This is a genomic window from Aureibaculum koreense, assembly GCF_034296135.1.
In the GTDB taxonomy this organism is placed as follows: domain Bacteria; phylum Bacteroidota; class Bacteroidia; order Flavobacteriales; family Flavobacteriaceae; genus Aureibaculum.
This window is the reverse complement of sequence record NZ_JAXKVV010000007.1, coordinates 82,827-107,600: the sequence shown is the minus strand read 5'-3', so window position 1 is coordinate 107,600 and position 24,774 is coordinate 82,827. Positions and strand designations below refer to the sequence as shown.

Annotated in this window: 19 protein-coding genes and 1 pseudogene; 10 read left to right on the top strand and 10 right to left on the bottom strand. The window is 32.9% G+C overall.

All coding sequences use genetic code 11. The features are described 5' to 3' along the window. A complete protein-coding gene (tsaD, locus tag UMM65_RS08565) occupies positions 1 to 1,029 on the bottom strand; it encodes a tRNA (adenosine(37)-N6)-threonylcarbamoyltransferase complex transferase subunit TsaD (RefSeq protein WP_321976089.1) in 1,029 nt (342 codons plus the stop codon). Between the two features lie 196 nt (positions 1,030 to 1,225). Between tsaD and UMM65_RS08560 the strand changes: the two genes are divergently transcribed. From UMM65_RS08560 to UMM65_RS08540, 5 genes are all read left to right on the top strand, one after another. Continuing rightward, entirely contained in the window at positions 1,226 to 5,662 is a 4,437-nt protein-coding gene (locus tag UMM65_RS08560; RefSeq protein ID WP_321976088.1) for a translocation/assembly module TamB domain-containing protein, read from the top strand. Positions 5,663 to 5,811: 149 nt separating this feature from the next. After that, positions 5,812 to 6,798 (top strand): 6-phosphofructokinase, encoded by a 987-nt coding sequence (pfkA, locus tag UMM65_RS08555; protein WP_321976087.1) that lies wholly within the window; start codon positions 5,812 to 5,814, stop codon positions 6,796 to 6,798. Positions 6,799 to 6,809: 11 nt separating this feature from the next. Then, positions 6,810 to 7,805 (top strand): type I glyceraldehyde-3-phosphate dehydrogenase, encoded by a 996-nt coding sequence (gene gap / locus UMM65_RS08550; RefSeq protein WP_321976086.1) that lies wholly within the window; start codon positions 6,810 to 6,812, stop codon positions 7,803 to 7,805. A gap of 123 nt (positions 7,806 to 7,928) precedes the next feature. Continuing rightward, positions 7,929 to 8,543 (top strand): LysE family translocator, encoded by a 615-nt coding sequence (locus UMM65_RS08545; protein WP_321976085.1) that lies wholly within the window; start codon positions 7,929 to 7,931, stop codon positions 8,541 to 8,543. A 33-nt stretch (positions 8,544 to 8,576) separates the two neighbouring features. Further along, positions 8,577 to 9,431 (top strand): hydroxymethylglutaryl-CoA lyase, encoded by an 855-nt coding sequence (locus tag UMM65_RS08540; protein WP_321976084.1) that lies wholly within the window; start codon positions 8,577 to 8,579, stop codon positions 9,429 to 9,431. A 3-nt stretch (positions 9,432 to 9,434) separates the two neighbouring features. On the opposite strand, the gene UMM65_RS08535 is transcribed toward UMM65_RS08540, so the two are convergent. The 5 genes from UMM65_RS08535 to UMM65_RS08515 all read right to left on the bottom strand — a co-directional run bounded on the left by UMM65_RS08535 (position 9,435) and on the right by UMM65_RS08515 (position 15,605). Then, the gene (locus UMM65_RS08535; protein ID WP_321976083.1) at positions 9,435 to 10,010 is read right to left on the bottom strand and encodes a YdeI/OmpD-associated family protein; all 576 of its coding nucleotides are present in this window, start codon (positions 10,008 to 10,010) and stop codon (positions 9,435 to 9,437) included. A gap of 448 nt (positions 10,011 to 10,458) precedes the next feature. Continuing rightward, entirely contained in the window at positions 10,459 to 11,847 is a 1,389-nt protein-coding gene (locus UMM65_RS08530; protein WP_321976082.1) for a TlpA family protein disulfide reductase, read from the bottom strand. A 161-nt stretch (positions 11,848 to 12,008) separates the two neighbouring features. After that, positions 12,009 to 13,493, bottom strand: coding sequence for a TlpA family protein disulfide reductase (locus tag UMM65_RS08525; RefSeq protein ID WP_321976081.1), 1,485 nt, complete (start codon positions 13,491 to 13,493; stop codon positions 12,009 to 12,011). A 48-nt stretch (positions 13,494 to 13,541) separates the two neighbouring features. Beyond that, complete coding sequence (locus UMM65_RS08520; protein ID WP_321976080.1) at positions 13,542 to 14,438, bottom strand: TlpA family protein disulfide reductase; 897 nt, start codon at positions 14,436 to 14,438, stop codon at positions 13,542 to 13,544. Between the two features lie 186 nt (positions 14,439 to 14,624). Further along, on the bottom strand, positions 14,625 to 15,605 hold the full coding sequence (locus UMM65_RS08515) for a YpdA family putative bacillithiol disulfide reductase (RefSeq protein WP_321976079.1): 981 nt from the start codon (positions 15,603 to 15,605) through the stop codon (positions 14,625 to 14,627). Positions 15,606 to 15,688: 83 nt separating this feature from the next. Between UMM65_RS08515 and UMM65_RS08510 the strand changes: the two genes are divergently transcribed. From UMM65_RS08510 to UMM65_RS08490, 5 genes and pseudogenes are all read left to right on the top strand, one after another. Then, complete coding sequence (locus tag UMM65_RS08510; RefSeq protein WP_321976078.1) at positions 15,689 to 16,273, top strand: DinB family protein; 585 nt, start codon at positions 15,689 to 15,691, stop codon at positions 16,271 to 16,273. Positions 16,274 to 16,721: 448 nt separating this feature from the next. Then, positions 16,722 to 17,624 (top strand): annotated as a pseudogene (locus UMM65_RS17650) (DUF4331 family protein); the annotation flags it as partial. A gap of 30 nt (positions 17,625 to 17,654) precedes the next feature. After that, positions 17,655 to 17,954 carry a DUF4331 family protein gene (locus tag UMM65_RS17645; protein ID WP_415859560.1) on the top strand — a complete coding sequence of 100 codons (300 nt, stop codon included), beginning with the start codon at positions 17,655 to 17,657 and terminating at the stop codon, positions 17,952 to 17,954. A gap of 77 nt (positions 17,955 to 18,031) precedes the next feature. Further along, positions 18,032 to 19,324 (top strand): tetratricopeptide repeat protein, encoded by a 1,293-nt coding sequence (locus UMM65_RS08495; RefSeq protein WP_321976077.1) that lies wholly within the window; start codon positions 18,032 to 18,034, stop codon positions 19,322 to 19,324. A gap of 3 nt (positions 19,325 to 19,327) precedes the next feature. Further along, positions 19,328 to 21,553, top strand: a complete 2,226-nt coding sequence (locus tag UMM65_RS08490) for a TonB-dependent receptor (RefSeq protein ID WP_321976076.1) — start codon at positions 19,328 to 19,330, stop codon at positions 21,551 to 21,553. Between the two features lie 357 nt (positions 21,554 to 21,910). On the opposite strand, the gene UMM65_RS08485 is transcribed toward UMM65_RS08490, so the two are convergent. The 4 genes from UMM65_RS08485 to UMM65_RS08470 are packed head-to-tail and all read right to left on the bottom strand — an operon-like array spanning position 21,911 to position 24,771. Then, positions 21,911 to 23,014: an alkene reductase gene (locus UMM65_RS08485; protein ID WP_321976075.1), complete on the bottom strand. Its 1,104-nt coding sequence runs from the start codon at positions 23,012 to 23,014 to the stop codon at positions 21,911 to 21,913. Then, entirely contained in the window at positions 23,011 to 23,406 is a 396-nt protein-coding gene (locus UMM65_RS08480) for a hypothetical protein (RefSeq protein ID WP_321976074.1), read from the bottom strand. The genes UMM65_RS08485 and UMM65_RS08480 overlap by 4 nt, the downstream gene beginning before the upstream one ends. Beyond that, entirely contained in the window at positions 23,406 to 23,780 is a 375-nt protein-coding gene (locus UMM65_RS08475) for a VOC family protein (RefSeq protein WP_321976073.1), read from the bottom strand. The genes UMM65_RS08480 and UMM65_RS08475 overlap by 1 nt, the downstream gene beginning before the upstream one ends. A gap of 1 nt (position 23,781) precedes the next feature. Beyond that, positions 23,782 to 24,771 carry a polysaccharide deacetylase family protein gene (locus UMM65_RS08470; RefSeq protein WP_321976072.1) on the bottom strand — a complete coding sequence of 330 codons (990 nt, stop codon included), beginning with the start codon at positions 24,769 to 24,771 and terminating at the stop codon, positions 23,782 to 23,784. Positions 24,772 to 24,774: the final 3 nt, after the last annotated feature.

Sequence of the window (24,774 nt, the reverse complement as noted above, 5' to 3'; positions counted from 1 at the left end):
CTAAAATCTCAATCTGGCTCTAGCAGTAACATCTAAACCATCAAATTGCTTATCCAAAAATTTATAATATCCAACTATGCCGATCATAGCTGCATTATCCATAGTATATTCAAATTTGGGAATATACGTTTTCCAATTATATTTGCTTTCAGCTCCTTTTAAAACCTTCCGTATTTCGGAATTGGCAGACACACCTCCGGCAATAGCAATATGTGTAATTCCAGTCTGTTTTACAGCTTTTTTTAATTTAGCCATTAAAATAGAGGTAATGGTAAACTGTATGGAAGCACAAATATCGTTGAGGTTTTTTTCAATAAAATTAGGGTTCTCTTTTACATTATTCTGAATAAAATAGAGAATAGCCGTTTTTAATCCGCTAAAGCTAAAATCTAATGGGTTTTTAGTTCTAGGTTTTGGGAATTCAAAGGCTTTCGGATTTCCCAATTGTGCATATTTATCAACTAAAGGACCGCCAGGATATGGCAACCCCAATATTTTAGCCGATTTATCGAAAGCTTCACCCACTGCATCATCAATGGTTTCGCCAATCACTTCCATGGTAAAATAATCTGTAATTTTTACAATTTGTGTATGTCCACCACTTATGGTTAAGCATAAAAAAGGGAAAGGTGGTTTTTGTTGACTTTCATCATCAATAAAATGAGCCAAAATATGAGCCTGCATATGGTTTAACCCGATTAAAGGAATGTTCAAAGCCAATGCCATTGATTTGGCGAAAGAGCTACCTACTAATAAAGATCCCATTAATCCGGGACCTTGTGTAAAAGCAACTGCATTCAACTGTTTTTTATCGATTCCGGCTTGTGTTAACGCTTGGTGCACAACGGGCACAATATGTTGTTGATGTGCTCTTGAGGCCAATTCAGGAACCACACCACCATATTTTGAATGAATTTCTTGATTTGCCACAACATTACATAGTACTTTATCGTTGTGTAAAATAGCCACCCCTGTATCATCGCAAGACGATTCTATGGCCAAAATATATGTCGAATTTTTTGTTGTCAATTTTATTTAAAATAAATTTCTGCAAACCTTATTTATCAATTAGTGAGCAGAAGTTGCATTTAGGTTAAGATTTGTATTTAAGGCACAAATTTTGTACCTGTAATTATTGTATTTTTAACACGGCAAATTTATAACATTTAAAACTATCAAAAGAGCAAGAAAAATAATTGTTAGAACACTACTGATTTTATTATTATTGGTAGTAGTATCCGTTGCTCTACTTTCATTACCTGTGGTACAAACCAAACTTGCCAAAGTTGTAACTAATAATATAAATAATAAGTACAATACCAATATTCTTGTTGAAAAAGTAGATTTATCTTACTTGGGCAATGCCAAGTTAAAGGGTGTGAAAATTAATGACCATCATAACGATACTTTAATTTATGTGGATGAGCTTACAACATCCATTTTCAGCTATAAGAATATTTTGGATAATAAGCTGGAACTGGGTGAGGCGGATGTGCAAGGCCTTAGAATGATTATGAAAACTTACAAAGGAGAAGATGAGGATAATCTTTCTATTTTTATTGATAAGTTTGACGATGGTGATGATACGCCATCGGCAACTCCATTTTTATTAACTTCCTCAAAATTAAATATCGACAATGGTAATTTTTACCTATTCGATAAAAACAAACAGGAAGATGCTATTGTTTATTATAGAAATATAACGGGTATTGTAGATAATTTTAAAATTGAAGGCCCAGAAGTTTATGCAAATGTTCGGAGGGTCTCATTAATTGAAAATCATGGTATTGAAGTTACGCAATTGACTTCTAATTTTATATACACCAGGTCAAAAATGACTTTTGACTCTACGTATTTGGCAACGGAAAATTCTACGATTAGTGCCGATTTTACTTTTAACTACAACAGGGAAGATCTTGCCGATTTTAATAATAAAGTCCTAATTAATGCTAAAGTCACCAAAGCAGCTGTGTCTTTAATTGATTTAAATAAGTTTTACAATGAGCTAGGGTTAAACGACAAGGTAAATTTTACAACAGAGCTAAAAGGAACTTTGAACGATTTTAAGCTTAATAATCTTGAGTTGGAATCCAATAGAAAATCAATTATCAATGGTCATTTTCATTTTAAGAATGCCGTAACCAAAGAGAACGGTTTTTCGTTAACTGCTAACATTAATGAGCTTACTTCCAATTATGAGAATTTAAAAATATTATTGCCAAATCTTTTAGGTAAAAACTTACCGCCTTCAGTAAGCAGGTTGGGCAGATTTAGTGTTACAGGTGCATCTTATGTAACCACTGAATTAATGAATGCCGATGTTATCATAAAAACGGATTTAGGCAAAATTATTACTGATCTACAAATGACCAATATAGACGATGTAAATAATGCTAAATATGCTGGCGAAATTGAATTTGTAGATTTGGAATTCGGTAAAATTATACAAGATAGCCTAGTAGGTAAATTATCATTGATCGCTGATGTAAAGGGCAAAGGATTTACGCTTGATAATATAAACACCTCCATAGATGGTAATATTTTTAAGCATCAATATAAGGGCTATACCTATAATGACATTGACATCAACGGAGTATTCAAAAACAAACATTTTAACGGAAGTTTGGTCTCTAAAGATGAAAATTTGCAAATGAGTTTTACCGGTCTGGCCGACTTGTCTAAAAAAGTATATGATTTTGACTTTGTTGCTGATGTAACCTATTCGGATTTTAATAAGCTCAATCTTTTTAAAAGGGATTCGATGGCAATCCTTAAAGGAAAAATAGATATAAAGCTTCAAGGAAATACGTTGGACAATATGGCTGGTGAAATAAATTTTTCCGACGCTTCTTACACCAACCAAAACGATGACTACTATTTTACCGATTTTAAAATTACATCAGAATTCCAAGATAGTATTAGGGTTGTAACCATGAATTCCACAGATATTATCGAAGGTAAAATAAAGGGCATTTTTAAGTATGATGAAATAGGGAAACTAGCAACAAATTCATTTGCGGGTATTTATGCAAATTATAGTCCCGCTGTGGTAACAAAAGGCCAGTTTATTGACTTCAATTTTAAAATCTACAATAAAATTGTCGATGTTTTTTTCCCAAATGTAAAAATAGGGGCAAATTCAACCATTAAAGGCACTATAAGTTCTGATTCAGATAAATTTGAATTGACCGTAAAGTCGCCTCGTATTGATGCCTATGACAACCTTATTGAAAATATTAGGTTACAAATAGATAATAAAAACCCAATCTACAATACATTGTTAAGTGTAGATAAAATAAACACTAAATATTATAATGTAGCTGATGTTAATTTGGTCAACGTCACTTTAAACGACACTTTGTTTTTTAGAACGGATTTTGTAGGAGGTAAAGATTTAAAAGAAAAATTCGATTTAAGTTTTTATCATACCATTAATGAAAACAATAAATCGGTTGTAGGCTTGAAAAGGTCTAACATAGTTTATAAAGATAACAACTGGGCCGTAAACCCCAACAACAATAATCAAAATAAAGTAGTATTTGATAAGGCATTAAACACTTTTGCTTTTGATAGATTTACTGTTTCTCATGAAGACCAAGTCATAGATATGGCAGGTATAATCAATGGGAAAAGTAATAAGGATCTTACTTTAAATTTAAAAAATGTAGATCTTAACGGCATAACACCTTACATTGATGGTTTTGAAATGACTGGTCTTGTAAATGGAAGTGTCAATTATAAGCAATTGAACGGTGAGACTTTTCCGTTGGCCAATGTTTCTATAAACGATTTTTACATCAACAATATTAAGCAAGGCAACCTATTTTTAACGGCACAAGGAGATAATTCCGTTGAGCAATATCAAATAGCGGCAAGACTAACGAATGGGCAATTTGATGTTTTTATTGCTGATGGCGAAGTCGATTTTTCAGCTGAACAACCCACGATTCTTGCAAATTATAATTTTTACGAGTTTGATATAAGCTCTTTTAGTGATTTGGGCAAAGACGTTTTAACAGATATTAGGGGCAAGGTTAAGGGATTTGGAACTGTTTCTGGGTTACTTGAAAATCCCGATTTTAATGGAAAACTAACATTAGATAATGCAGGTATTAAAATACCTTACTTAAATGTTAACTATGGTTTGGCCAACAATTCTAAAGTTGAACTGAATAATCGCACATTTAAATTTTTGCCAACTGTAATTACCGATGTGGATAAGAATACAAAAGGTAATTTATTCGGTAGCATAATTCACTACAAGTTTAAAAAATGGTACCTGAATCTGAATATTGATACTGATAACTTGCTAGTGTTAAATACCGAGGAAGATGAGGAAGTTCAATATTATGGCACTGCATTTATGGACGGAACAGCCCAGATTAAGGGTTATACAGATCAGTTAACCATTAATGTAGAAGGTGCAACAATGCCGGGGACAGAATTTATAGTTCCATTAAGCGATGTTTCTACAATTGGAGATTCAGGCCTGATTAATTTTGTAACCTTGGCCGAAAATGGTGTGGATAAAAACAAACGAGAAGAAATTATTTTTGATAGACTAAAAGGCTTAAACCTAAATTTTGATCTTGAAGTTAGAGATAATGCCATTGCGGAAATTGTTATTGATAAAAATACGGGCAGTATTTTAAGAGGTAGCGGTAATGGCTATATGGGCATTGAAATAAATACAAATGGTAAGTTTGAAATCAATGGTGTATATGTTATTTCAAGTGGTATTTATGAATTTAGAAATATAGTCAATAAAGATTTTATAGTACAACCTGGTGGGCAGGTAATTTGGAACGGTAATCCGTTCGATGCCTTTTTAAATATAAAAGCCATATATAAAACAAAAGCAAACCCTTCAATTTTACTGGATAATATTGACCAAAGATCCAATAGAAAAATAGATGTAAACCTGATTGCAAAAATTACAGGCCAATTATTAAATTCCGATATAGATTTTGACATAGAACTTGTAAATCAAAATTCAAGTATAAACTCTGAATTAGATTTTAAATTAAGTAATGAAGATGCTAAAATGACACAGTTTTTCTCTTTATTGATGGCTAATTCGTTTATGCCATTAAACGATGGGAATTTGAATTTTGATGGTAACGCTGCTTTAACTGGAAACTTGTCGGAAAAAATAACCAAGGTGCTTTCAGGTATATTAAAATCAAAAGGAGATAAGTTTGAATTGGGGGTTAGTTATGATATTGCAAGTAGAAATGATGTAAGGTCATACGATTTGAGTGATCAATTAGGGGTTTCTTTTTCAAGCACCATTGCAGATAAACTTATAGTAAATGGTAAAGTGGGTGTGCCGGTTAGCACAAATACACAGCAAAACAATATTGTTGGTGAGGTTGAAGTCGAACTTCCGTTAAACGAAGAAGGTACTTTAAGGGCAAAAGCGTACACTCGGCAAAACGATATAGAATACGATGTTACCGATGTAGAAGGATATACACATGGTATTGGTTTGTCTTGGAGAGTTGATTATGACAATACGAAAGAATTGATGGATAAATTATTCCAAAGAAATGATAAAAAGAAATTTGAGAAAAAAGTTAAAGACAGTTTAAAAACCGAAAAAAAATTAATAAATATAGGATCGAGAAAAAAAGATTCATTGCCGCGTACCGTAAAAAATTAGAAACTGCTCCTTGGTTTTTATTAAGCGGTTTACTACTACATTTTATATTACAATTTCTAACGATAACGATTTCGTATAAAAGTTCCAAAAAGATAATAAATTACCTTAATTATTCTTAATTTTACGCTGCTTTTAAATAAGGGTAAAGAATGAAAGGAAATATAAAAAAAATAGGCGTTATGACTTCTGGTGGCGATGCCCCCGGAATGAATGCGGCCATCAGGGCTGTAGCAAGAGCCTGTTCTTATTATAATATTGAATGCATTGGTTTCTACAGAGGTTATCAAGGTATGATTGAAGGTGATTATATAGAACTTACTGCCAGAAGCGTAAAAAATATTATCAGTAAAGGAGGTACAATTTTAAAATCCGCCCGCTCTACAGAATTCAGAACAAAAGAAGGTAGAAAAAAGGCCTATGAACAAGTAAAAAAAGCAGGTGTAGATGCCTTGGTTCTAATAGGCGGCGATGGAACTTTTAACGGCGGTATAGTCTTTGGAAAAGAGCATGGAATTCCTTTTATCGGTGTTCCAGGTACAATTGATAATGATATTGCTGGAACTTCTTCAACTATTGGTTACGATACGGCATTAAATACCGTGGTGGATTGTATTGACAAAATCAGGGATACCGCTAGCTCGCACAATAGATTGTTTTTTGTTGAGGTTATGGGGCGTGATGCTGGTTTTATAGCATTGAATGCAGGAGTGGGAGCTGGTGCCGAAGAAATTTTATTGCCAGAAGAAGATTTAGGCTTGGATAGATTATTAGAATCTTTAAAGAAAAGTAAACGTAGCGGAAAATCTTCAAGTATCGTTGTAGTTTCAGAAGGTGACAAAACAGGTAAAAATGTATTTGAATTGGCAGAATACGTTAAAGAGAACTTACCGGGATATGAAGCTAGGGTTTCTGTACTAGGTCACATGCAACGAGGTGGTAGCCCAACATGTTTTGATAGGGTTTTGGCCAGTAAATTAGGAGTTAAAGCTGTGGAAAGTTTGTTAGATGGACAATCTAATGCCATGGTAGGGTTTATAAACAGTAAAGTAGTAACGACAAATATTGAGGAAGCCATAAAAGGCTCTCATGATATAAATAGAGAATTATTAAGAATATCTGATATATTATCAGTTTAAAAACTAAAATTATGATAAAAATAGGAATTAACGGGTTTGGTAGAATAGGGCGATTAGCGTTTCGTTCAGCAATGGAAAGGGATAATGTACAAGTGGTTGCCATAAACGACTTGTTGGAAGTAGATTATTTGGCATATATGTTAAAATACGATTCTGTGCATGGTGCTTTTAACGGAACGGTTGAGGTAAAAGATGGTGCATTGGTGGTTAACGGACAAACCGTTAGAATTACAGCAGAGCGTAATCCTGAAAATTTAAAATGGGACGAAGTAGGAGCTGAATACGTAATTGATTCAACGGGGATTTTTAAAGATATTGAAAAAGCATCTTTGCACATTAAAGGCGGAGCTAAAAAAGTGGTTATTTCTGCTCCATCACCAGATGCACCAATGTTTGTAATGGGTGTAAATAATAAAAAATTAAAAGCTACAGATACCATTATTTCGAACGCCTCTTGTACAACTAACTGTTTGTCTCCGTTGGTAAAAGTGTTAAATGATAATTTTGGAATTGTAGAAGGTTTAATGACTACTGTTCATGCAACTACTGCAACTCAAAATACTGTTGACGCTCCTTCTGCAAAAGATTGGAGAGGTGGTAGATCAGCTTTGGGTAATATTATTCCATCTTCAACCGGTGCTGCAAAAGCGGTAGGGAAGGTTATTCCTGAGTTGAACGGAAAATTAACTGGTATGGCATTTAGGGTGCCAACTATGGATGTTTCTGTAGTAGATCTTACGGTTCGTTTAGAAAAAGGAGCGTCTTATGATGAGATTAAAGCGGCAATGAAAAAAGCTTCCGAAAATGAATTGAAAGGTGTATTAGGATATACTGAAGATTTAGTGGTATCTCAAGATTTTGTAAGTGACCCTCGTACTTGTATTTTTGATGCCAATGCAGGAATTGCTTTAACGGATAATTTTGTAAAAGTAGTAGCGTGGTACGATAACGAAATGGGGTACTCCACAAAAATTGTTGACCTTATTGAGTACGCTGCAACTTTGTAATTAATACAAATTGTAAATAATATTAAAATCCTGCTTCGGTAGGATTTTTTTTGCTTTAATTTAGCGGTAGTTTCTGATTTTTAGTTCCAAATAATTAATAACCCATTAACTCGTTAACCAAGCGTGGAAACCCTTCTTTCATTCATAGTCGCTACAGCACTATTGGCCATTTCGCCCGGCCCAGATAATATTTACGTATTAATACAGAGTATAGCCAACGGGGTAAAATATGGTTTAGCAACGGTTTATGGTTTAATATCAGGTTGTATCGTTCATACGACATTAGTGGCATTTGGCGTATCAGCCATTATTAAAGAAAATGAAAATTTATTTTTAGCATTAAAAATATTTGGAGCGAGTTATTTGGTGTTTTTAGCGTATAAAGTGTATAAAAGTTCATCAAAAATTGACCTGTCTTCCAATAAAAAATCCCAGAAAAGTACGGGGCAATTATTCAAGCAAGGGTTTATAATGAATGTGTTGAATCCTAAAGTTTCTATCTTCTTTTTGGCATTCTTTCCCGCATTTTTATTTAGTGATGAACTGAGTACCGTAACCCAATTTTTTGTTTTGGGTTTGGTGTTTATGGCAGTTTCATTGGTAATTTTTTCTTTAATTGCCGTTTCAGCAGGGCAAATAGCCAACTATCTTAAAAGCAATAAGAAAATCGGATTGATTTTAAAATGGTTACAGATTGTCGTATTTATTGGGATAGCAATTTTTATATTATTTTCATAAAATAGTTATATCAAATTGTATCTTTGATTCTCGATGGGTAAGTTAAAAATCATAGAATGTCCAAGAGATGCCATGCAGGGCATCAAGTTGTTTATACCAACGGATATAAAAGCAATTTACATCAATCAGTTATTAAAAGTAGGCTTTGATACTATTGATTTTGGAAGTTTCGTTTCTCCTAAAGCCATCCCCCAAATGCGTGATACGGCCGAAGTACTTTCCCAATTGGAATTGAGTAATTCGACGAGTAAATTGTTGGCAATTGTAGCGAATGTACGCGGTGCAAATGATGCCTCTCAATTTGAAGAAATAGATTATTTAGGCTACCCTTTTTCAATTTCCGAAAATTTTCAAATGCGTAATACGGGTAAAACCATAGCGGAATCCGTACTCGTTTTAGAGGAAATTTTAAGTATTGCACACAAAACCAACAAAGAAGTTGTTGCTTATTTATCCATGGGATTTGGCAACCCCTATGGTGATCCTTGGAATGTTGAAATCGTTGCAGATTGGACTCAAAAAATGGCAACAATGGGCGTAAAAATAATTTCATTATCAGATACTATTGGCAGTTCAACACCAGACATAATAGAATATTTATTCACGAACTTAATACCAATGTATCCCAATATAGAATTTGGGGCTCATTTACATACCACGCCAAATACTTGGAAAGAAAAAGTCCATGCCGCATATAGCTCAGGTTGTAACCGATTTGATAGTGCTATAAAAGGATTTGGAGGTTGCCCCATGGCAAAAGACGAGTTAACGGGCAATATGCCTACCGAAAAACTAGTATCTTATTTTAAAGAAAAAAACGTTGATTTAGGTTTGAAAATTGCCGAATTTGATAAAGCATTCAACCAATCGGGTGAAGTATTCTTGTAACGACTATCGTATATCTCTAGATTTTTTATTTTCTTCACAAAAGCTTATTATTTGCTCAATTCTACTTACTCTTGTTTGTTCTCGTTTGGCCTGATTTAACCAATATAAATAGCTCTTTCTGTAACTAGGTGCGAAATTTGAGTAGTTTTCGAAAGCTTTCGGGTTTTTGTCAAATTCAATTTGCAAATCATCAGGAATAATTAAATTTTCTACATCGTCCAAAGCGGTCCATGAACCATTTTTCTTTGCAATTTTTATTTTTTCCAGACCGCTGCTGTGCATTAAGTCACCATCGATCAGTTCTTTAATATAGGTTTTATTGAGTTTGCTCCAAACACTTTTTGCATTTCTTGGGCAAAAGTATTGTCGTCTGCGTTCCTCATCTAACTTTTTAACGGTTGAATCTATCCAACCAAAACACAAAGCAACTTTTACGGCCTCTTCCCAACGCATACTGGGCATACTGCTCTCAACTTTATAAAAAATAAGATATACACCATTTTCAACAAGGTGGTTTTTTTCCAACCATTCTCGCCATTCAACATCAGTTTTAAAATAAAATTCGGGTAGTTCTGACATTTAAAATTGTTTTATAAATTTTGAAAATATGATTAAAATTAAAAAAGCTTGATAGGGTAAGTTCTTAATGAAACTGTCACTTACCAAACGATTCTTATCGAAAACTAGTCTTATTAGGCATTTAAGAAATAATAAAGCGTAAATATATTTCAATTTAGGATAAATTAAGTAAATATTTGTTTAGTTTACCGGTTGTAAGTTCGTCTAAAATTTTCAGTTTAAAAGGTTCTGAATATCGTCTAATTATTGTCATTTTTGTACATAATGTTTAAAATTACGTAGCCTATATTCAGGACGGGTCAAAATAAGAGACAACGTGTTTGTATAAGATTAGTTGCGGGTTTAAGCACCTAATTTAACAAATAAAAAACGAATAGAAAATCCGCAAGGATTTTTAGAAGTAGGCAAGAAGAAGCAATTACTTATAGCATGTTGTGTGCAGTGTTTTTTATTCTATGTATTTTCTTAAATCCGAAAGAATTAAATCAGCATCCAATATCTTTCCCTCATTGTCTATTAATATATATCTAGGGATTGACTTTATTTGGAAATGTTCTGCAAAAGAACTTTGAAATCCATTTGGGACATACAATTTTAAATTTCCAGGTACATCTAATTTTTCAATGTTTTCTTTGAAGTTTGTTATCTCTTCATCGATTGATAGTGAAATAACTGTTAATTGTTCACTATATTTCTTTTCTATAGATTTTACCTCTGGAAATTTGACAATACAGGGTTTGCACCAACTTGCCCAAATGTCTAATAAAATCATTTTATCTAGTTTATTCACGTCGAAATGGAAGTCATTTGATGATTGGTCTTTAAAAGTGAATTTAGGCACATTTTTTCCTCGTTCATAAGATTTCTTCTTACTTTCTGCTAAATTATATCTTAACACCAGTGTATTATAAGCCTCTTCATTTAGATATGTTTTAAATTTGTTGAACATTTTCATTGGGGGCGTTAAATTCAATGAATCTGGGAAATATTCAAATTCCAATGGATAGTATTTTAGGTCATCGTAAATGAGCATAGATTTTATAGGTTGTGGAAAATATTCCGAAATAATATTTTCTCTTAAAACGTATAGTTCCTGTTCCTTTTTGGCCTTATTTATTTCTTTTCCATATTTTTTTCTTAAGAAGTACTCAACTCCCATTTTTCCTAAAAATGATTTTAAACGTGAAGACTCTAAATATGGCTCTATCTTCTGGAAAGCAATTAAATCTTTATCAAAGTATTCAAAAAATAGACTGTCTTTTTTTAAGTTTCTAGTTCCAATAATATAGTCAAGATATACGTTATTCTTGAATGCTTTATTTTCGATTAGTTGTAGATTATAAAAATGTTTGTTTTTCTTTTCAGTTATGTAATCAGTCAATAATTTATTTTTTGTCTTGAAATATTCGTCAACTTGGTTTTTAAAATCATCAAATGAGCTTTTATAGTTCCATTCTTTGCTTTTTAAGTCTGCGTTCAATAATGCTTCTTGGATAAATTCATTTTCTCGCTCCGAAGTTCCCTCGTAATCATAAATATCATTTTTTTTGGATATTTTTAAATTTTCCGAAGGTTGCACGTATAGGTTGAGGACTTTTCCCTGTGATTGCAGATAGAGATATTGTGGCCTGTCTATTGATAGTTTTATCTTTCTTTCACTAGGATTATTGATGAGGATTGTATCATTGTAATCAACAAAATTATCAGAATACCTTGTAATTACTACTTGTTGTGGAAATTCTTCTAAGAAATCCAGTTCTATAAATTCTGATTTTTCTTCATTTTGACAACTAAAAAGAAAGAAAACAGCAATAATGATTATGTTGAATATTTTCATTTGTAATTTGTTTTTACATTGCATACAACGGTTTTGTGTATTGATTAGTGGCGTGTTTTAAGCACCTAATTTAGCAAATAAAAACCGAATTGGAAATCTGTGAGGAATTCCGTAAGTGATTGATAACCAGCCATTAATTATACACGGCTTATAACACGTAATTATTTCAACCTTGCCAATATTTTTTCTTCCGTAATTTTATTTCCAGGATGTATATCATTACCTCTTTCCACGATATTACCAAGTTTGTCAATTATGAAATATTGTGGTATTCCTTGAACATCCATTGTTTCTCTAAAAAACTTACTTTGATTTTTATCCATTAAATAGTGTTGTCCACCACCTAAATTAAAGTCAGAAACTAATCTTTTCCACAAATCTTCTTTCGATTCAATGCATAAGTATACAAAAGAGACATCTTTATCCTTAAATTTCCCCATCAGCTTTTTGGAATCTGGCATTGCTTTGATACAAGGTGAGCACCAAGTTGCCCAAACATCTAAATAGATTACTTTACCCTCATTTTTCGAAAGAATTTCAGAGAATGTTTCTTCAATGGGTGTGTCATTCATTTTAAGAAGAACTTCATTCGTATATACACCAGGTTTGTTGACAAAAGCTGATGTTTCTTCATAGTATTTGTTTAGGTTATCTTTTATTGAAGATAATTTAATAGTTTCAGTAATTAAGTCTTGATTGTTTTCATATCCATCTACTACGTTTTCATTAAATTGAGAAGTGTAATGATGGGATATTAGCAATTGGGCCAATAAATCGTTAGTAGTATTTTCTCTTATATACCCGATTACCAAGGAGTCGGCATTCATTTCCCCGTCAATCATATCGCCCATTATGCCGCTGAATTCATTATGAATAGCAGGGCTTACCGTATTCAGGGAATAGCTGTTGATTCTCTCGCTTAAATTTCTCCAAGAGACCATATTTGAGGCGGACATTACGGACAAATCGTTGTTAAAATCATAATAATTACTTGGCAAATCTTTCTTGCCAACACCATAGTCATTGAGGAAGTAATAATATGTTTCATAAGCGAACGAGGTAATCCATGATTCAGTTTCAGCGTTTAGTCTATTGTTACTTTTAAATTGGTTGATAAGTTCAGATTGTTTAAGTTTAATAGAATCCATCTCTAATATAAAACTGTTAACATCTTTATTGTATGAACTTTCTTGAATAGCTCCATATCCCAAATTATTTTCTTCTCTCAATATTTGAAAGTCAATGAGCAAATTATTTGTTTCCTGTCTATCTCCTTTAAAACGAACGGTTTTTAATAAATCCAAATTGTTTTTATTAGGACTAAACTCTAAATAAATACTATCTTCTGGATGATATATAAAATTTATATTAGCAAAACTTTTTTTATCTAAAATAAAAGCATCTAATGGAATTTTACTTTTTAGTTTAAATTTAAAGTTTCCTGCTGAATCAATTTTTAACGGTTCATTATATCTTTTGGTTCCGGGTTGAGAGTAAATTAAATATAGTTCAGCATTTTGCCCGTTAAAATCTTTTACTTTTCCACTAATATTAATCTCGTTGTAATCAGTTCGTTTTTCTTTGTAATTACAAGAAAACATTAATAAAAGTATTAATTGTGATATTAATAAAATTTTTTTCGTCATTCTGAATGTTTTTGGTTATGTTTTACAACAATTATATAACATGTATTATCATTTTATTTTAATCAATTTGTCCAAGGCTAAGTCAATTTCTTTGTAAGTTTCTTTTCCTCCACCTTCCAAGAAAAATTTTATCTTACCATCATTTCCAACAATAAAATGTTTAGGATAAGATAATTCAAAAAAGTTTTTGGTATGGCTAGACGTTACATATTGCTCATATTCAAACTTTCTTTTAGTTAAGAACTTTTTTATTTGGTCTTGAGTATTGTCAGCAATAGCAATAAAAACAATATTCTTATTGGAAGAGTATTTTTCAACAATTTTATTAAGTCCTGGCATTTCTGCTATGCAGGGTTTACAATATGTATTCCACCAATTAAGGACTATTATTTTACCTTCAAACATCTTCAAGTTAATTTTTTTTCCATCAAGTTTATTAAATGTTAGATTTGGTAGTTGATTACCAAGTTCGAACTTATTATTTTTAATAATTTCCATTATTTTAATTGGTTTGTTATATAGATTTAACCATTTGTATGACAGAATGTTGGTGTCTTCATTTAGATGAATCGCAAATTTTATTTTTTCAGGTCTTTTTTCTCCCAGTACTAATTCTGATGAACCGGTAGATACATTTGGTGCTTTATTTTTTAATAAGAATCCTGACGTTAAGGTTAAGAGAGAGTCATTATTTGTTAATGCCGACCAATAAAATTTGTTCTTATTGTTATCGGCAATTCCAAAATACACCTGTAATGTATCAATACCTGTATTAAGTTTTGCTGTTTTGACCTCTGATTGTTTGTATTGACCGTAAAAGTCAAAAAATTGTTTTACTACTTTTGGGTATCCATTTTGAAGCAAGACTTGTTTATTTATTATGTTTCCTTGCCCAAATATAGTCCCGTAATAAAGTAACATACATACAATAATTTTATTATTCATATTGGTAAATTTAAAATTGAATACAAATATATAACTATTTTTGAAGTTAAAAAACTATAAATATAGTTAATTAACTATATTTATAGTTTTTGTATTTAATAGGTGTTTAAAATAGAAATAGATAATCAAAAAAATAGCAATAAATTATCTTGGTAGTTATTGTTAATTTACTTTTTTCTAAGTAATTTAGTCTTTACTAACTTTTTTATAAATATGATTAATAATCATTTTCGCATGAATTCGTGAATTCTCAATAAACCATTTATGGGTTTCCATACCGCCGCAAATTACCCCTGCCAAATAAATACCTTTTAAATTACTCTCCATGGTTTTGGGATTGTAAACAGGTTTTTTTAAAGAGTCATTTGAGAGTTCTATACCTATATTTCTTAAAAATTCAAAATTAGGACGGTAACCTGTCAGTGCAATAACGAAGTTGTTTTTTAGCGAAAGTTCCTTTCCGTTTTTTGTTTTAATGATTACTTTATCATCAACTATTTCTTTAATTTCAGATTCATAATATGCGGTAATACTGCCTTCTTCAATTCTGTTTATTATATCGGGTCGTACCCAATATTTTACCCTTTCGCCAATATTTTTACCTCTAACAACCATAGTTACACGTCCACCTTTTCTGTAAATCTCTAATGCAGCATCTACAGCGGAATTACTTGCACCTACCACGATTACATCTTGTTCAGAGAAATAATGCGGATCATCATAATAATGAAAAACTTTAGGTAAATCCTCGCCAGGGACATTTATAAAATTGGGAATATCATAAAAACCCGTAGCAATAATGATGTTTTTTGCTAGATAATTACCCTTGTCAGTTTCTACCTTATAATTTCCGTTTTCCGATTTGACGTTTTCTACTTTTTCAAATAGATTTACATTCAGTTTGTTAGAGGATACAATACGACGGTAATATTCCAACGTCTCTTTTTTATTGGGTTTGGCATTACTGCTTATAAAAGGTATTTCATCAATTTCCAATTTTTCGGAAGTAGAAAAAAAGGTCATGTTTGTAGGGTAATGGTACAATGAATTGACTAAAACGCCTTTTTCAATAATTATGTAAGTCAGCTGTTTTTTTTGAGCTTCCAAGGCACAGGCAATACCAATTGGTCCTGCTCCGATTATTAAAATGTCTAAAATATTCTTCATTTATAGTTACTAAATGCCCATTATGGGCTTGAATATTCAAAATTTATCTTACATTTAAAAACTACAAACTTAACAATTAAAAAATGAAGTCATTTTTATACATAGTGTTGCTTTTAACCATTTCATCCATCAATGCTCAAGACATAAAAACGGACTTGCCCTATGCGGAAATCCCTGACTACCCTGAAAAATACACGGCAACAACTGTTGCTGCTAGAATGATTGATGGTTTAGGTTTTAGGTACTATTGGGCAACTGAAGATTTACGACCTGAAGATTTGGCTTACAAAATTACTGAAGGGAGTCGTACCAGTTTAGAAACTGTCAGTCATATTTATGATTTGTCTAAAGTGATTGTAAACGCTACCACAAAAACTCCTAACAGTGGTTCAAAAAAAGATTCATTGAGTTTTGCTGAAATCCGTAAAGCTACTTTATTGAATTTTAAAAAAGCAAGTGACATTTTGTTGGAAGCAGATTCCTTAGAAGATTTTAAGATTATTTTTAAAAACGATTATGGCACTTCGGAATATCCATTTTGGAACAACATTAACGGGCCAATTGAAGATGCTGTCTGGCATGCTGGACAAATCGCTGTCATGAGAAGAGCTTCGGGCAATCCTTTTAATTCTAAAGTAAGTGTTTTTAGTGGTAAGGTGAGGAAATGAGAAATTGAGTTTATGGGTTTAGGGCGAAAAGACTTAAGACCGCTTCGCTATATGACTTAAAACGTACGACTTTTTTTACTCTTTAGATTAATCATCTACAAATTCATCTCGTTAACTCTATAGGTTTATTAGGAACAAATTTAAACTAATAAACTTACCTTGCCGGCAGGCTCATTAACATATAAACCTTTTCTTCGCGTTCTTTGCGTTTTTACTTTGCGTTCTTTGCGTGAAATATTGGAGCTCATAATCTTCATAAAGAGCTTCCAAACAATATTTTATAAAAATGTTCAATTTTATTTGTCACGTAACTATCACTAAAACAGATATATATAAATAAATCACATTTTTTTTCAAAATAATCCACATTTTTAAAAACCGCCCCTTTCATTTTTCCGTAGATATAGCAGAGAACATAAAATAATTAATAACAAAATCTCAAACTATTATGAAAAAAATGAAAATTAGTATTGGAATCGGAGTGTTGGCAGTTGTCGGACTCCTAATCGTTGCGGCGGATCACATTGATGCCCCGGATGTACAAGGTGGTAGCAGTGATATCACCGATTTTTATGCCTTTCAAGGGCAAAACACAGACAATGTTGTATTTGTAGCCAATGTACAAGGACTGTTAAGTCCCAGTGCCACTGGAAACGCATCATTTGATGAAAATGTATTGGTAGAATTTAATATTGACACCAATGCGGATAATGTTGAAGATATGGTTATACAAGCCATTCCCAGAGATGGTAAAATGTACTTTTTTGGCCCTATGGCACCTAGTGCCCCTGGTTTAAACAGTACTATTTTAACAAATGCCACGCAATCTTCTGTTGACATTACGCCTTATGGCTCAAGTGCAATTACAGCTACAAATGCTGGTATGACTTATTTCGCAGGACCACGTGATGATCCTTTCTTTATGGATTTTGCCCAATACGGTGAAATTATCGCAGGTAATGCCACATCTTTTAATGACCCTGGAGCGGATACTTTTGCTGGTACAAACGTAATGTCTATTGTAGTAGAAGTGCCTAAATCGGCCGTAGGCGGATCAGGATCTATCAATACTTGGGTAGAATCTAAAAGAAAACAATAATATAAATTTTTAAAACTTAAAATTATGAAATTAAATAATATAAAATTAATGACTATCGCATTGTTATCAAGCGTTGTTTTTATAAGCTGCGATAATGGTGACGATCCAAAAGAACCAATGGGACCTGACTTTTCAGGAACCTATGCACAAGCTGACCAAATGGGGAGGCCAGCTATAAATACGGTTTTTGTTGGAGCAGATGAAAAAGATACATTTAATACAACAGCACCAAAAGATCAAGGTGCGGCGTTTGCATCAAAATTTGAAGCAGGTTTAAAAGGGTTGAGTCCTGCGTATGCCAACGATGGAGATAAAAATGCACTTGGTTTGGATGCTGCAGCTTTTGCTGGAGTTTTAGCAACAGATGTACTCACATTATCATTAGACGGTACAACCACATTTTATGATGGTACAAATGTACTAACTGGTAGAGCTTTGGCCGATGATGTAATTACTGTAGAGTTGTTACTGATATTTGGAGGTGAAGATTTTTCAGAAAACCCTGGTTTATCAGATGATAACGTTGATGCTAATGATAAAGCTTTTTTAACATCGTTCCCTTACTTGGCTTCGCCTTGGTAAGAATAATATAATACCCATAAGGGTGTGCCGCTATGACATGCCCTTATATTTTACTCACACATAAAACTTAGAATATTATGAACTCAAAACATATATTAACAGCTATTCTAACGTTGACGATTTTAATTGGTTGCAATAAAAACACAAATAAAATTACCGATACTAAAGACTACAATAGCTATTTAGAAACTAAAGAAAATAAAGATTTGGCTTTAGCCAATGAAGAACATAAATTTTGGACTGAAAAGTTAGAAAAAACCCCAAATCAATATCCATACTTAGGAAAAATTGCAGGAGCCAATGCTCAACTTTTCTCAACTACCGGAGAGATAAATTACTTAATAGAAGCTGAGAAAAAATTGATTTTGGCGAATGAAAGAACAAACTATAATAACGCAGGTTATTTAAGAAGTTTAGCTAGAAATTATATTTCACAGCACAGATTTAAAGAAGCATTAGAGCAATTATTAAAAGCTGAAACAAACGGTGAAAAACTAACCCAAACCCAACAAATGTTATTTGATGTGTATTTAGAATTGGGTAATGCTGATAAAGCAAAACACTATTTAAATGAGGTAAAAGATTTAAGTGATTTTGGTTATTTAATTCGCTTATCAAAATGGAGCGACCACGAAGGAAATTTAGATGCTGCCATTAAGTATATGGAAAAGGCAAAAGAAATTGCCGAATCTTCTAAAAATAAAGTTTTAATGCAATGGTCATATACCAACTTAGGAGATTATTACGGTCATGCCAACCGTATTGAAGATTCTTATAATATGTATTTAAAAACATTGGCTATGAATCCTAATGAGGCGTACGCAAAAAAAGGAATTGCTTGGATTGTGTATTCACATGAAAGAAATCCAGAAGAGGCAATGCGAATTTTAGAGGCAATTAGTGCACAACATAAGTCACCCGATTATTATTTGTTAAAAGCGGAAATTGCTGAATATCAAAATGATAGTGAGGAAAAGCAACAAAATATTAAAGCTTATATGGCAGCTGTCCAAAATAAACAATATGGTGATATGTATAACAAATACAATGCATTATTGTTTGCCGAAGAATTGAACCAAGTTGATTCAGCGATGCAAATTGCACAAAAAGAAATTGACAACAGGCCAACGCCTCAATCATATGATTTATTGGCATGGTCTTATTTCCATAAAGGCGAAGCTAAAAAAGCATTGGAAATTGTAGAACAACATATTGCTAATAAAACTTTTGAGCCAGAAGCACAATACCATATGGCTGCCATCTACAAGGCGAACGGAATGGGAGAAGATGCAAAAAAATTGAAAAAGGAATTATTGGAAAGTGCCTATGAACTAGGGCCAGTTCTTGAACAGAATATTAAAAATTTATAATAGATGCGTTTTATTATAGTACTTTTTACTTTACTTATTTCTAAAGTAATACACGCCCAACAAATAAAAGGAGTGGTTACCGATGAAAATGAATATCCGTTAGAAGGTGTATATGTTTATAATATGAACAGTACAAAACATGCCCACACCTTGGCAAACGGAATGTTTACGATTGAAGAGAGTAAAGTTGGTGATAGTATAGAAGTTGGAATGTTGGGGTTTCATAAAAAAGTAATTTTGCTTACACAAGTCCATGTTGACAATGGTATTACTATACAATTGGAAAGTAAAATATTTCAGTTAGATGAGTTGGTCATTACCAAAGAATTAAATGCACTACAGCATATTGCAAAACTTGATTTGCAAACAAACCCTGTAAATTCTTCGCAAGAAATTTTGAGAAAAATTCCAGGGTTGGTTATTGGCCAACATGCCGGCGGAGGTAAGGCGGAGCAGCTTTTTTTAAGAGGCTTTGATATAGATCATGGAACGGATATTAATCTTTCGGTTGACGGAATGCCCGTAAATATGGTTTCCCATGCTCACGGTCAGGGCTATAGCGATTTTCACTTTGTGATACCCGAAACGGTAGCTAAAGTAGATTTTGGTAAAGGGCCATATAATGCTGATCGTGGCGATTTTGCCACAGCAGGTTATGCCGCATTCAAAACGAAAGATAGACTAAAAAACAGTTTGTTGAAAATAGAAGGAGGTAAGTTTAATACACTTAGAACCTTAGGGATGTTTGATTTAATGAATAAAAGCAGTAACCAAAATGCCTATGTTGCTTTTGAATATATTGCAACCGACGGCCCTTTTGAATCACCACAAAATTTTAATAGAATCAATGTGATGACAAAATATTCCACCTTTTTAAAAGGAAGTGATAAATTGGCAATTACCGCTTCTCATTTCAATAGTAGATGGGATGCCTCTGGTCAAATTCCTGTTCGTGAAGTGGCTAACGGCAATATTTCTAGATTTGGAGCTATTGATGACACTGAAGGTGGCACTACTTCAAGATCTAATTTGAATATAGAATATAAAGGTTTTATTGATGATAATACCAGTTTCAAATCGAATGTGTTTTATAGCCGTTACGGATTTGAACTCTATTCTAATTTCACCTTCTTTTTAGAAGACCCTGTAAACGGAGATCAAATAAAGCAAAAAGAAGAAAGGGATATTTTTGGATTTAATGCCTCCATAAAAAATAATTTTCAATGGAACAATGTTGAAACTACATTAACTTCGGGTATTGGGTTAAGACATGATATTGTTGATGATGTTGAACTGTCCCATACACTCAACAGAAAAACCACGCTTGAAAATATTCAATTGGGCGACATAAATCAGTCAAATGTTTTTGCTTTTATAAATGCAGATTTTGAATTGGGCAACTTTACAATAGCACCCGCTTTACGTTTAGATTATTTTAAGTATCTATATGAAGATCAATTGACAAATACCTATACAACCCAAGCGGAGCAAAAAGCGATTGTGAGTCCTAAGTTGAACTTTCTGTACAATCCCAATCAAAATATCCAATGGTTTTTAAAGACAGGTATTGGTTTTCATTCTAATGATACCCGAGTTGTAGTTAACAAAGAAGGTGAGAAAATTTTACCTAGAGCCTATGGAGCTGATTTGGAATTTATCTATAAGCCAGTATCAAAATTGGCGGTGAATTCAGCCTTGTGGTATTTATTTTCGGAACAGGAATTTGTATATGTTGGAGATGCAGGAATTGTTGAGCCTAGCGGAAAATCGCAACGTTTTGGTGTTGATTTGGGTTTGCGATATCAGTTTAACAAATACATTTATGGAGATGTTGATGCAACGTATACACATGCACGTTCTGTTGACGAAATTAAAGGTGAAGATTATATTCCGTTAGCACCAGATTTTACCTTAGCGGGAGGACTTTCATTAAGCGATTACAACGGTTTTTCTGGTGGAATCAGATATCGATTTATAAATGACAGACCAGCAAATGAGGATAATTCTATCATTGCCGAAGGTTATTTCGTAACCGATTTGAATTTAAATTATAAAATTAAAAATATTACACTTGGTGTAGCTGTTGAAAACCTATTTGATACCCAATGGAACGAGACCCAATTTGCTACTGAATCAAGATTGTTTAATGAACCGGTTTCTGTGGAAGAAATTCATTTTACACCTGGTACACCATTTAATATAAAAGCAAGTATTGGTTATACTTTTTAAAAGGCTAACATAAATTAAGTGGAATATGGAAAAGGGGTAAAAATTGCAATGAAGAAGTTTTGAGTTTTATGTTAGTAATGGGAAAATGCCTCATCTTAATTGATGGGCATTTTCTTTTATTACTGATCAGTAGCGTTCGGTAAAGATGAAACATAAACGTGAGAAGCCTTGCGATATATGGCATCCCTACGGGACGCTATTTTTTACAGGTTCTGTTTTTTTACCCATATTTTATGCCTAACGGCGTATTTGCCCCAGCGGGGCAATATATTGGTAAACAATAAGATTCTATTAAACCAATGTCCCGTAGGGACATCATATAATTTTTAACCGGACATTACTGATTACTCATGTTAATTATTTTATAAATGAATAATCAGTGTAACCTCTTGCGGTTCCACCACCAAATAAAGTGTGATTGTCACTAATTTCGTTCATTGGAGCATTGGTCTTTACCCGTTTTGGATAATCTGGATTGGTCAAGAATTTTCTGCCAAAGCCTACAAGATCAACTAAGTTTTTAGCTAATAATTCATTAGCTTGATTTGGCGTTTTATTTCCCGTAGCAATAATGGTTTTACTGAAGGTTTCTCTAAGCTTAATTCTAAAATCGGTTGGAATTTCAGGGGCATCATCCCAATCAGCTTCGCATAAATGAATATAGGTAACCCCAATTTTTTCGAGTTCTTCAGCAGCGAGCATAATCGTATCTAAAATCTCGGGGTCGCCCATGTCTTTAAAACTGATAAAAGGAGATAAACGCACTCCTGTTTTTTCCGTTCCGACTTCTTTCGCAACCGCTTCTGTGATTTCAGTTAAAATCCGAACCCTATTTTCTTTATTACCTCCGTATTCGTCTTTTCTTTGGTTAGAATTGCTTCGTAAAAACTGATCTATTAAATAACCGTTTGCACCGTGAATTTCTACCCCATCAAAACCTGCCTCAATAGCATTTTTTGCACCAATTCTAAATTCGTCAATTACTTGGTTTATGTCTTCTTTTGTCATTTCTTTTGGAGTTTCCACAGGTACAAAAGTGGCATCTCCATTGGGTGCACCATTAAAAATATAAACACTGGTCTCTTTGGCAATTTTAGATGATGGGCCAATAGGTTGTAACCCATTTACTTTTGAGCTGGAAACCCTGCCTACATGCCACAACTGTAAAAATATTTTACTCCCTTTTTTGTGCACTTCTTCGGTTACTAATTTCCAACCTTCAATTTGTTCCTTGGTGTAAATTCCCGGTGTTTTTGCATAGCCCATTCCTTGTAAAGAAACTTGGGTTGCTTCAGTAATTATTATCCCAGCGGAAGCTCTTTGTCCATAATATTCCGCCATTAATAGATTGGGAACATCACCAGGTTGTGAGGCTCTAGAACGTGTCATCGGAGCCATTAAAAAACGATTTTTTAACTCCATGCCGTTCATATTATAAGGTGTAAATAATGTATTTGTCATTGTTTTGTTTTTTTAAATTCTACTGTGGTAAATACTAAAGTTGTACTACCAATATTGGTTAAATTATGTATAAAATAATTGTCTTGGTTTAAATTATTGTAATAGGCAATATCGTTTTTTTCATATGCTGTGTCCACAATTTTTCCATCTGAATAATAGGAACGTGATTTACCTTCATTTAACGCAGTGTAAAAATAAGGTTTGCAATGTTTGTGAAAAGGTAATGATTCTCCCTTTGGTAGATTTATGCTCCATACTTTAAAGGTGGAGGTTTCTAACAACAACTGTTCGCCAATAATGGTATTTTTCAAATTAGATTCTACTTCTTTTTTTAAATTGTCCGTCCAAGGAGAATTCCAATTTCCAACTTCGTTTATAATTTTAGTTTTCATTATTGTATTTTTTCGTTAAAAACCGTCTCTAACAAAACACCGTCGGGTGTTTTAAAAAATATTCTTCGCTCTTGGAGTTCTTCAATATCCATAAGTGAATATTGAATTTTTAGTTTTTTTAATTTTTGTTTAAACTTCTTATAATCCTTTAATTGGAAACCCACATGATCTATGGCATTTGTTGTAAAGCCTGTTTTATTTCCATAACCACCTATTAAATGTACAAATGGTTTTTTGCCATTGTAAAGCCAATGTCCTGGAATTCGTTGAATTATTTTTGGGCGAGGCTTTTCAACTAAACCAAAAACAGTTTCAAAGAAAGCTTTCGTTTTAGCTAAATTTCCAGTTCGAATAGTAACGTGGTCAATTTTCATCTTATTTATTATATTGAATTTCAGAATTATCAATTGGAGTATTCGAATCGTCTTTAACCATTTTAGCAATTTCATCCTTACGCATAAAAACTACGCCCTTGTGTTCTTTTGCATATTCAATAAACTTGTTTACAACATTTACAACAGAAGGTGCACCGCCAATTCTATCGTGTAGGCTAACGCTCATCATTCTCCTTTGAGAAGTTCCTTCTTCATACAGTTGATCGAACTCTGCTTTTAATTGTGCCAAAAACTGATCTGGACTCCAGTTTTTTCCGGCAATATTTACAATATCATTGTTTCTTAGCGTATAAGGCATTACCACAAAATTTTTTCCTCTTACTTTAGTTATAAAAGGCTCATCCCTGCTTAAATCATCAATGTGATATAAGAAATCTAAATCTTGTAAAACTTTTAATGTATTTGAACCTCTTCGTAACCAATTTGCGTTGTAACCACGACCTCTTTTCCCCGTAATTGCTTCTACGGTATCAATTCCTTTTTTAATAAAATCGAGTTCGTCTTCATAATTTAGATTCCATTGGTCTTTCCATGCTATACCATGGGCTGCAATTTCATGTCCGCCATCTGCAATGGCTTTTGCCACTTTAGGATATTTTATGGCGGCTTCACCAACAACATGAGAAGTAACTTTGATATCATGCTTTTTCCAAAGTTTCAACATTCTGTAAACACCCTCTTTAGCTCCATATCTAAACCAACTTTCTGCGGGCATATCCGGATTTCCTTTTGGTAATGGGTTTCCTGAAAAAGGACTTTCAGCACCTTCTGGTTGTCCTCCGGTTTCAAACTGCATTGAAAATGAAATTACCAATTGTGCGTTGTTAGGCCAAAAACTTTTGCTTGGTTCAGTTCTAGTTGTTGCTTTTTCAGCTGTTATTGTTTTATTTTCTTTAGTATTCTTGTTGCAAGACTGAAAGCTCATAAACATAAATAAGCCTGTAAGTACTAGGATAACATTTTTTCTCATAAT

Bases quoted from the DNA above. Each gene is read 5' to 3' on its own strand.
- pfkA (WP_321976087.1), top strand. From the start codon at position 5,812: ATGAAAGGAAATATAAAAAAAATAGGCGTTATGACTTCTGGTGGCGAT.
- gap (WP_321976086.1), top strand. From the start codon at position 6,810: ATGATAAAAATAGGAATTAACGGGTTTGGTAGAATAGGGCGATTAGCG.
- UMM65_RS08540 (WP_321976084.1), top strand. From the start codon at position 8,577: ATGGGTAAGTTAAAAATCATAGAATGTCCAAGAGATGCCATGCAGGGC.
- UMM65_RS08535 (WP_321976083.1), bottom strand. From the start codon at position 10,010: ATGTCAGAACTACCCGAATTTTATTTTAAAACTGATGTTGAATGGCGA.
- UMM65_RS08530 (WP_321976082.1), bottom strand. From the start codon at position 11,847: ATGAAAATATTCAACATAATCATTATTGCTGTTTTCTTTCTTTTTAGT.
- UMM65_RS08525 (WP_321976081.1), bottom strand. From the start codon at position 13,493: ATGACGAAAAAAATTTTATTAATATCACAATTAATACTTTTATTAATG.
- UMM65_RS08520 (WP_321976080.1), bottom strand. From the start codon at position 14,438: ATGAATAATAAAATTATTGTATGTATGTTACTTTATTACGGGACTATA.
- UMM65_RS08515 (WP_321976079.1), bottom strand. From the start codon at position 15,605: ATGAAGAATATTTTAGACATTTTAATAATCGGAGCAGGACCAATTGGT.
- UMM65_RS08510 (WP_321976078.1), top strand. From the start codon at position 15,689: ATGAAGTCATTTTTATACATAGTGTTGCTTTTAACCATTTCATCCATC.
- UMM65_RS08495 (WP_321976077.1), top strand. From the start codon at position 18,032: ATGAACTCAAAACATATATTAACAGCTATTCTAACGTTGACGATTTTA.
- UMM65_RS08490 (WP_321976076.1), top strand. From the start codon at position 19,328: ATGCGTTTTATTATAGTACTTTTTACTTTACTTATTTCTAAAGTAATA.
- UMM65_RS08485 (WP_321976075.1), bottom strand. From the start codon at position 23,014: ATGACAAATACATTATTTACACCTTATAATATGAACGGCATGGAGTTA.
- UMM65_RS08480 (WP_321976074.1), bottom strand. From the start codon at position 23,406: ATGAAAACTAAAATTATAAACGAAGTTGGAAATTGGAATTCTCCTTGG.
- UMM65_RS08475 (WP_321976073.1), bottom strand. From the start codon at position 23,780: ATGAAAATTGACCACGTTACTATTCGAACTGGAAATTTAGCTAAAACG.
- UMM65_RS08470 (WP_321976072.1), bottom strand. From the start codon at position 24,771: ATGAGAAAAAATGTTATCCTAGTACTTACAGGCTTATTTATGTTTATG.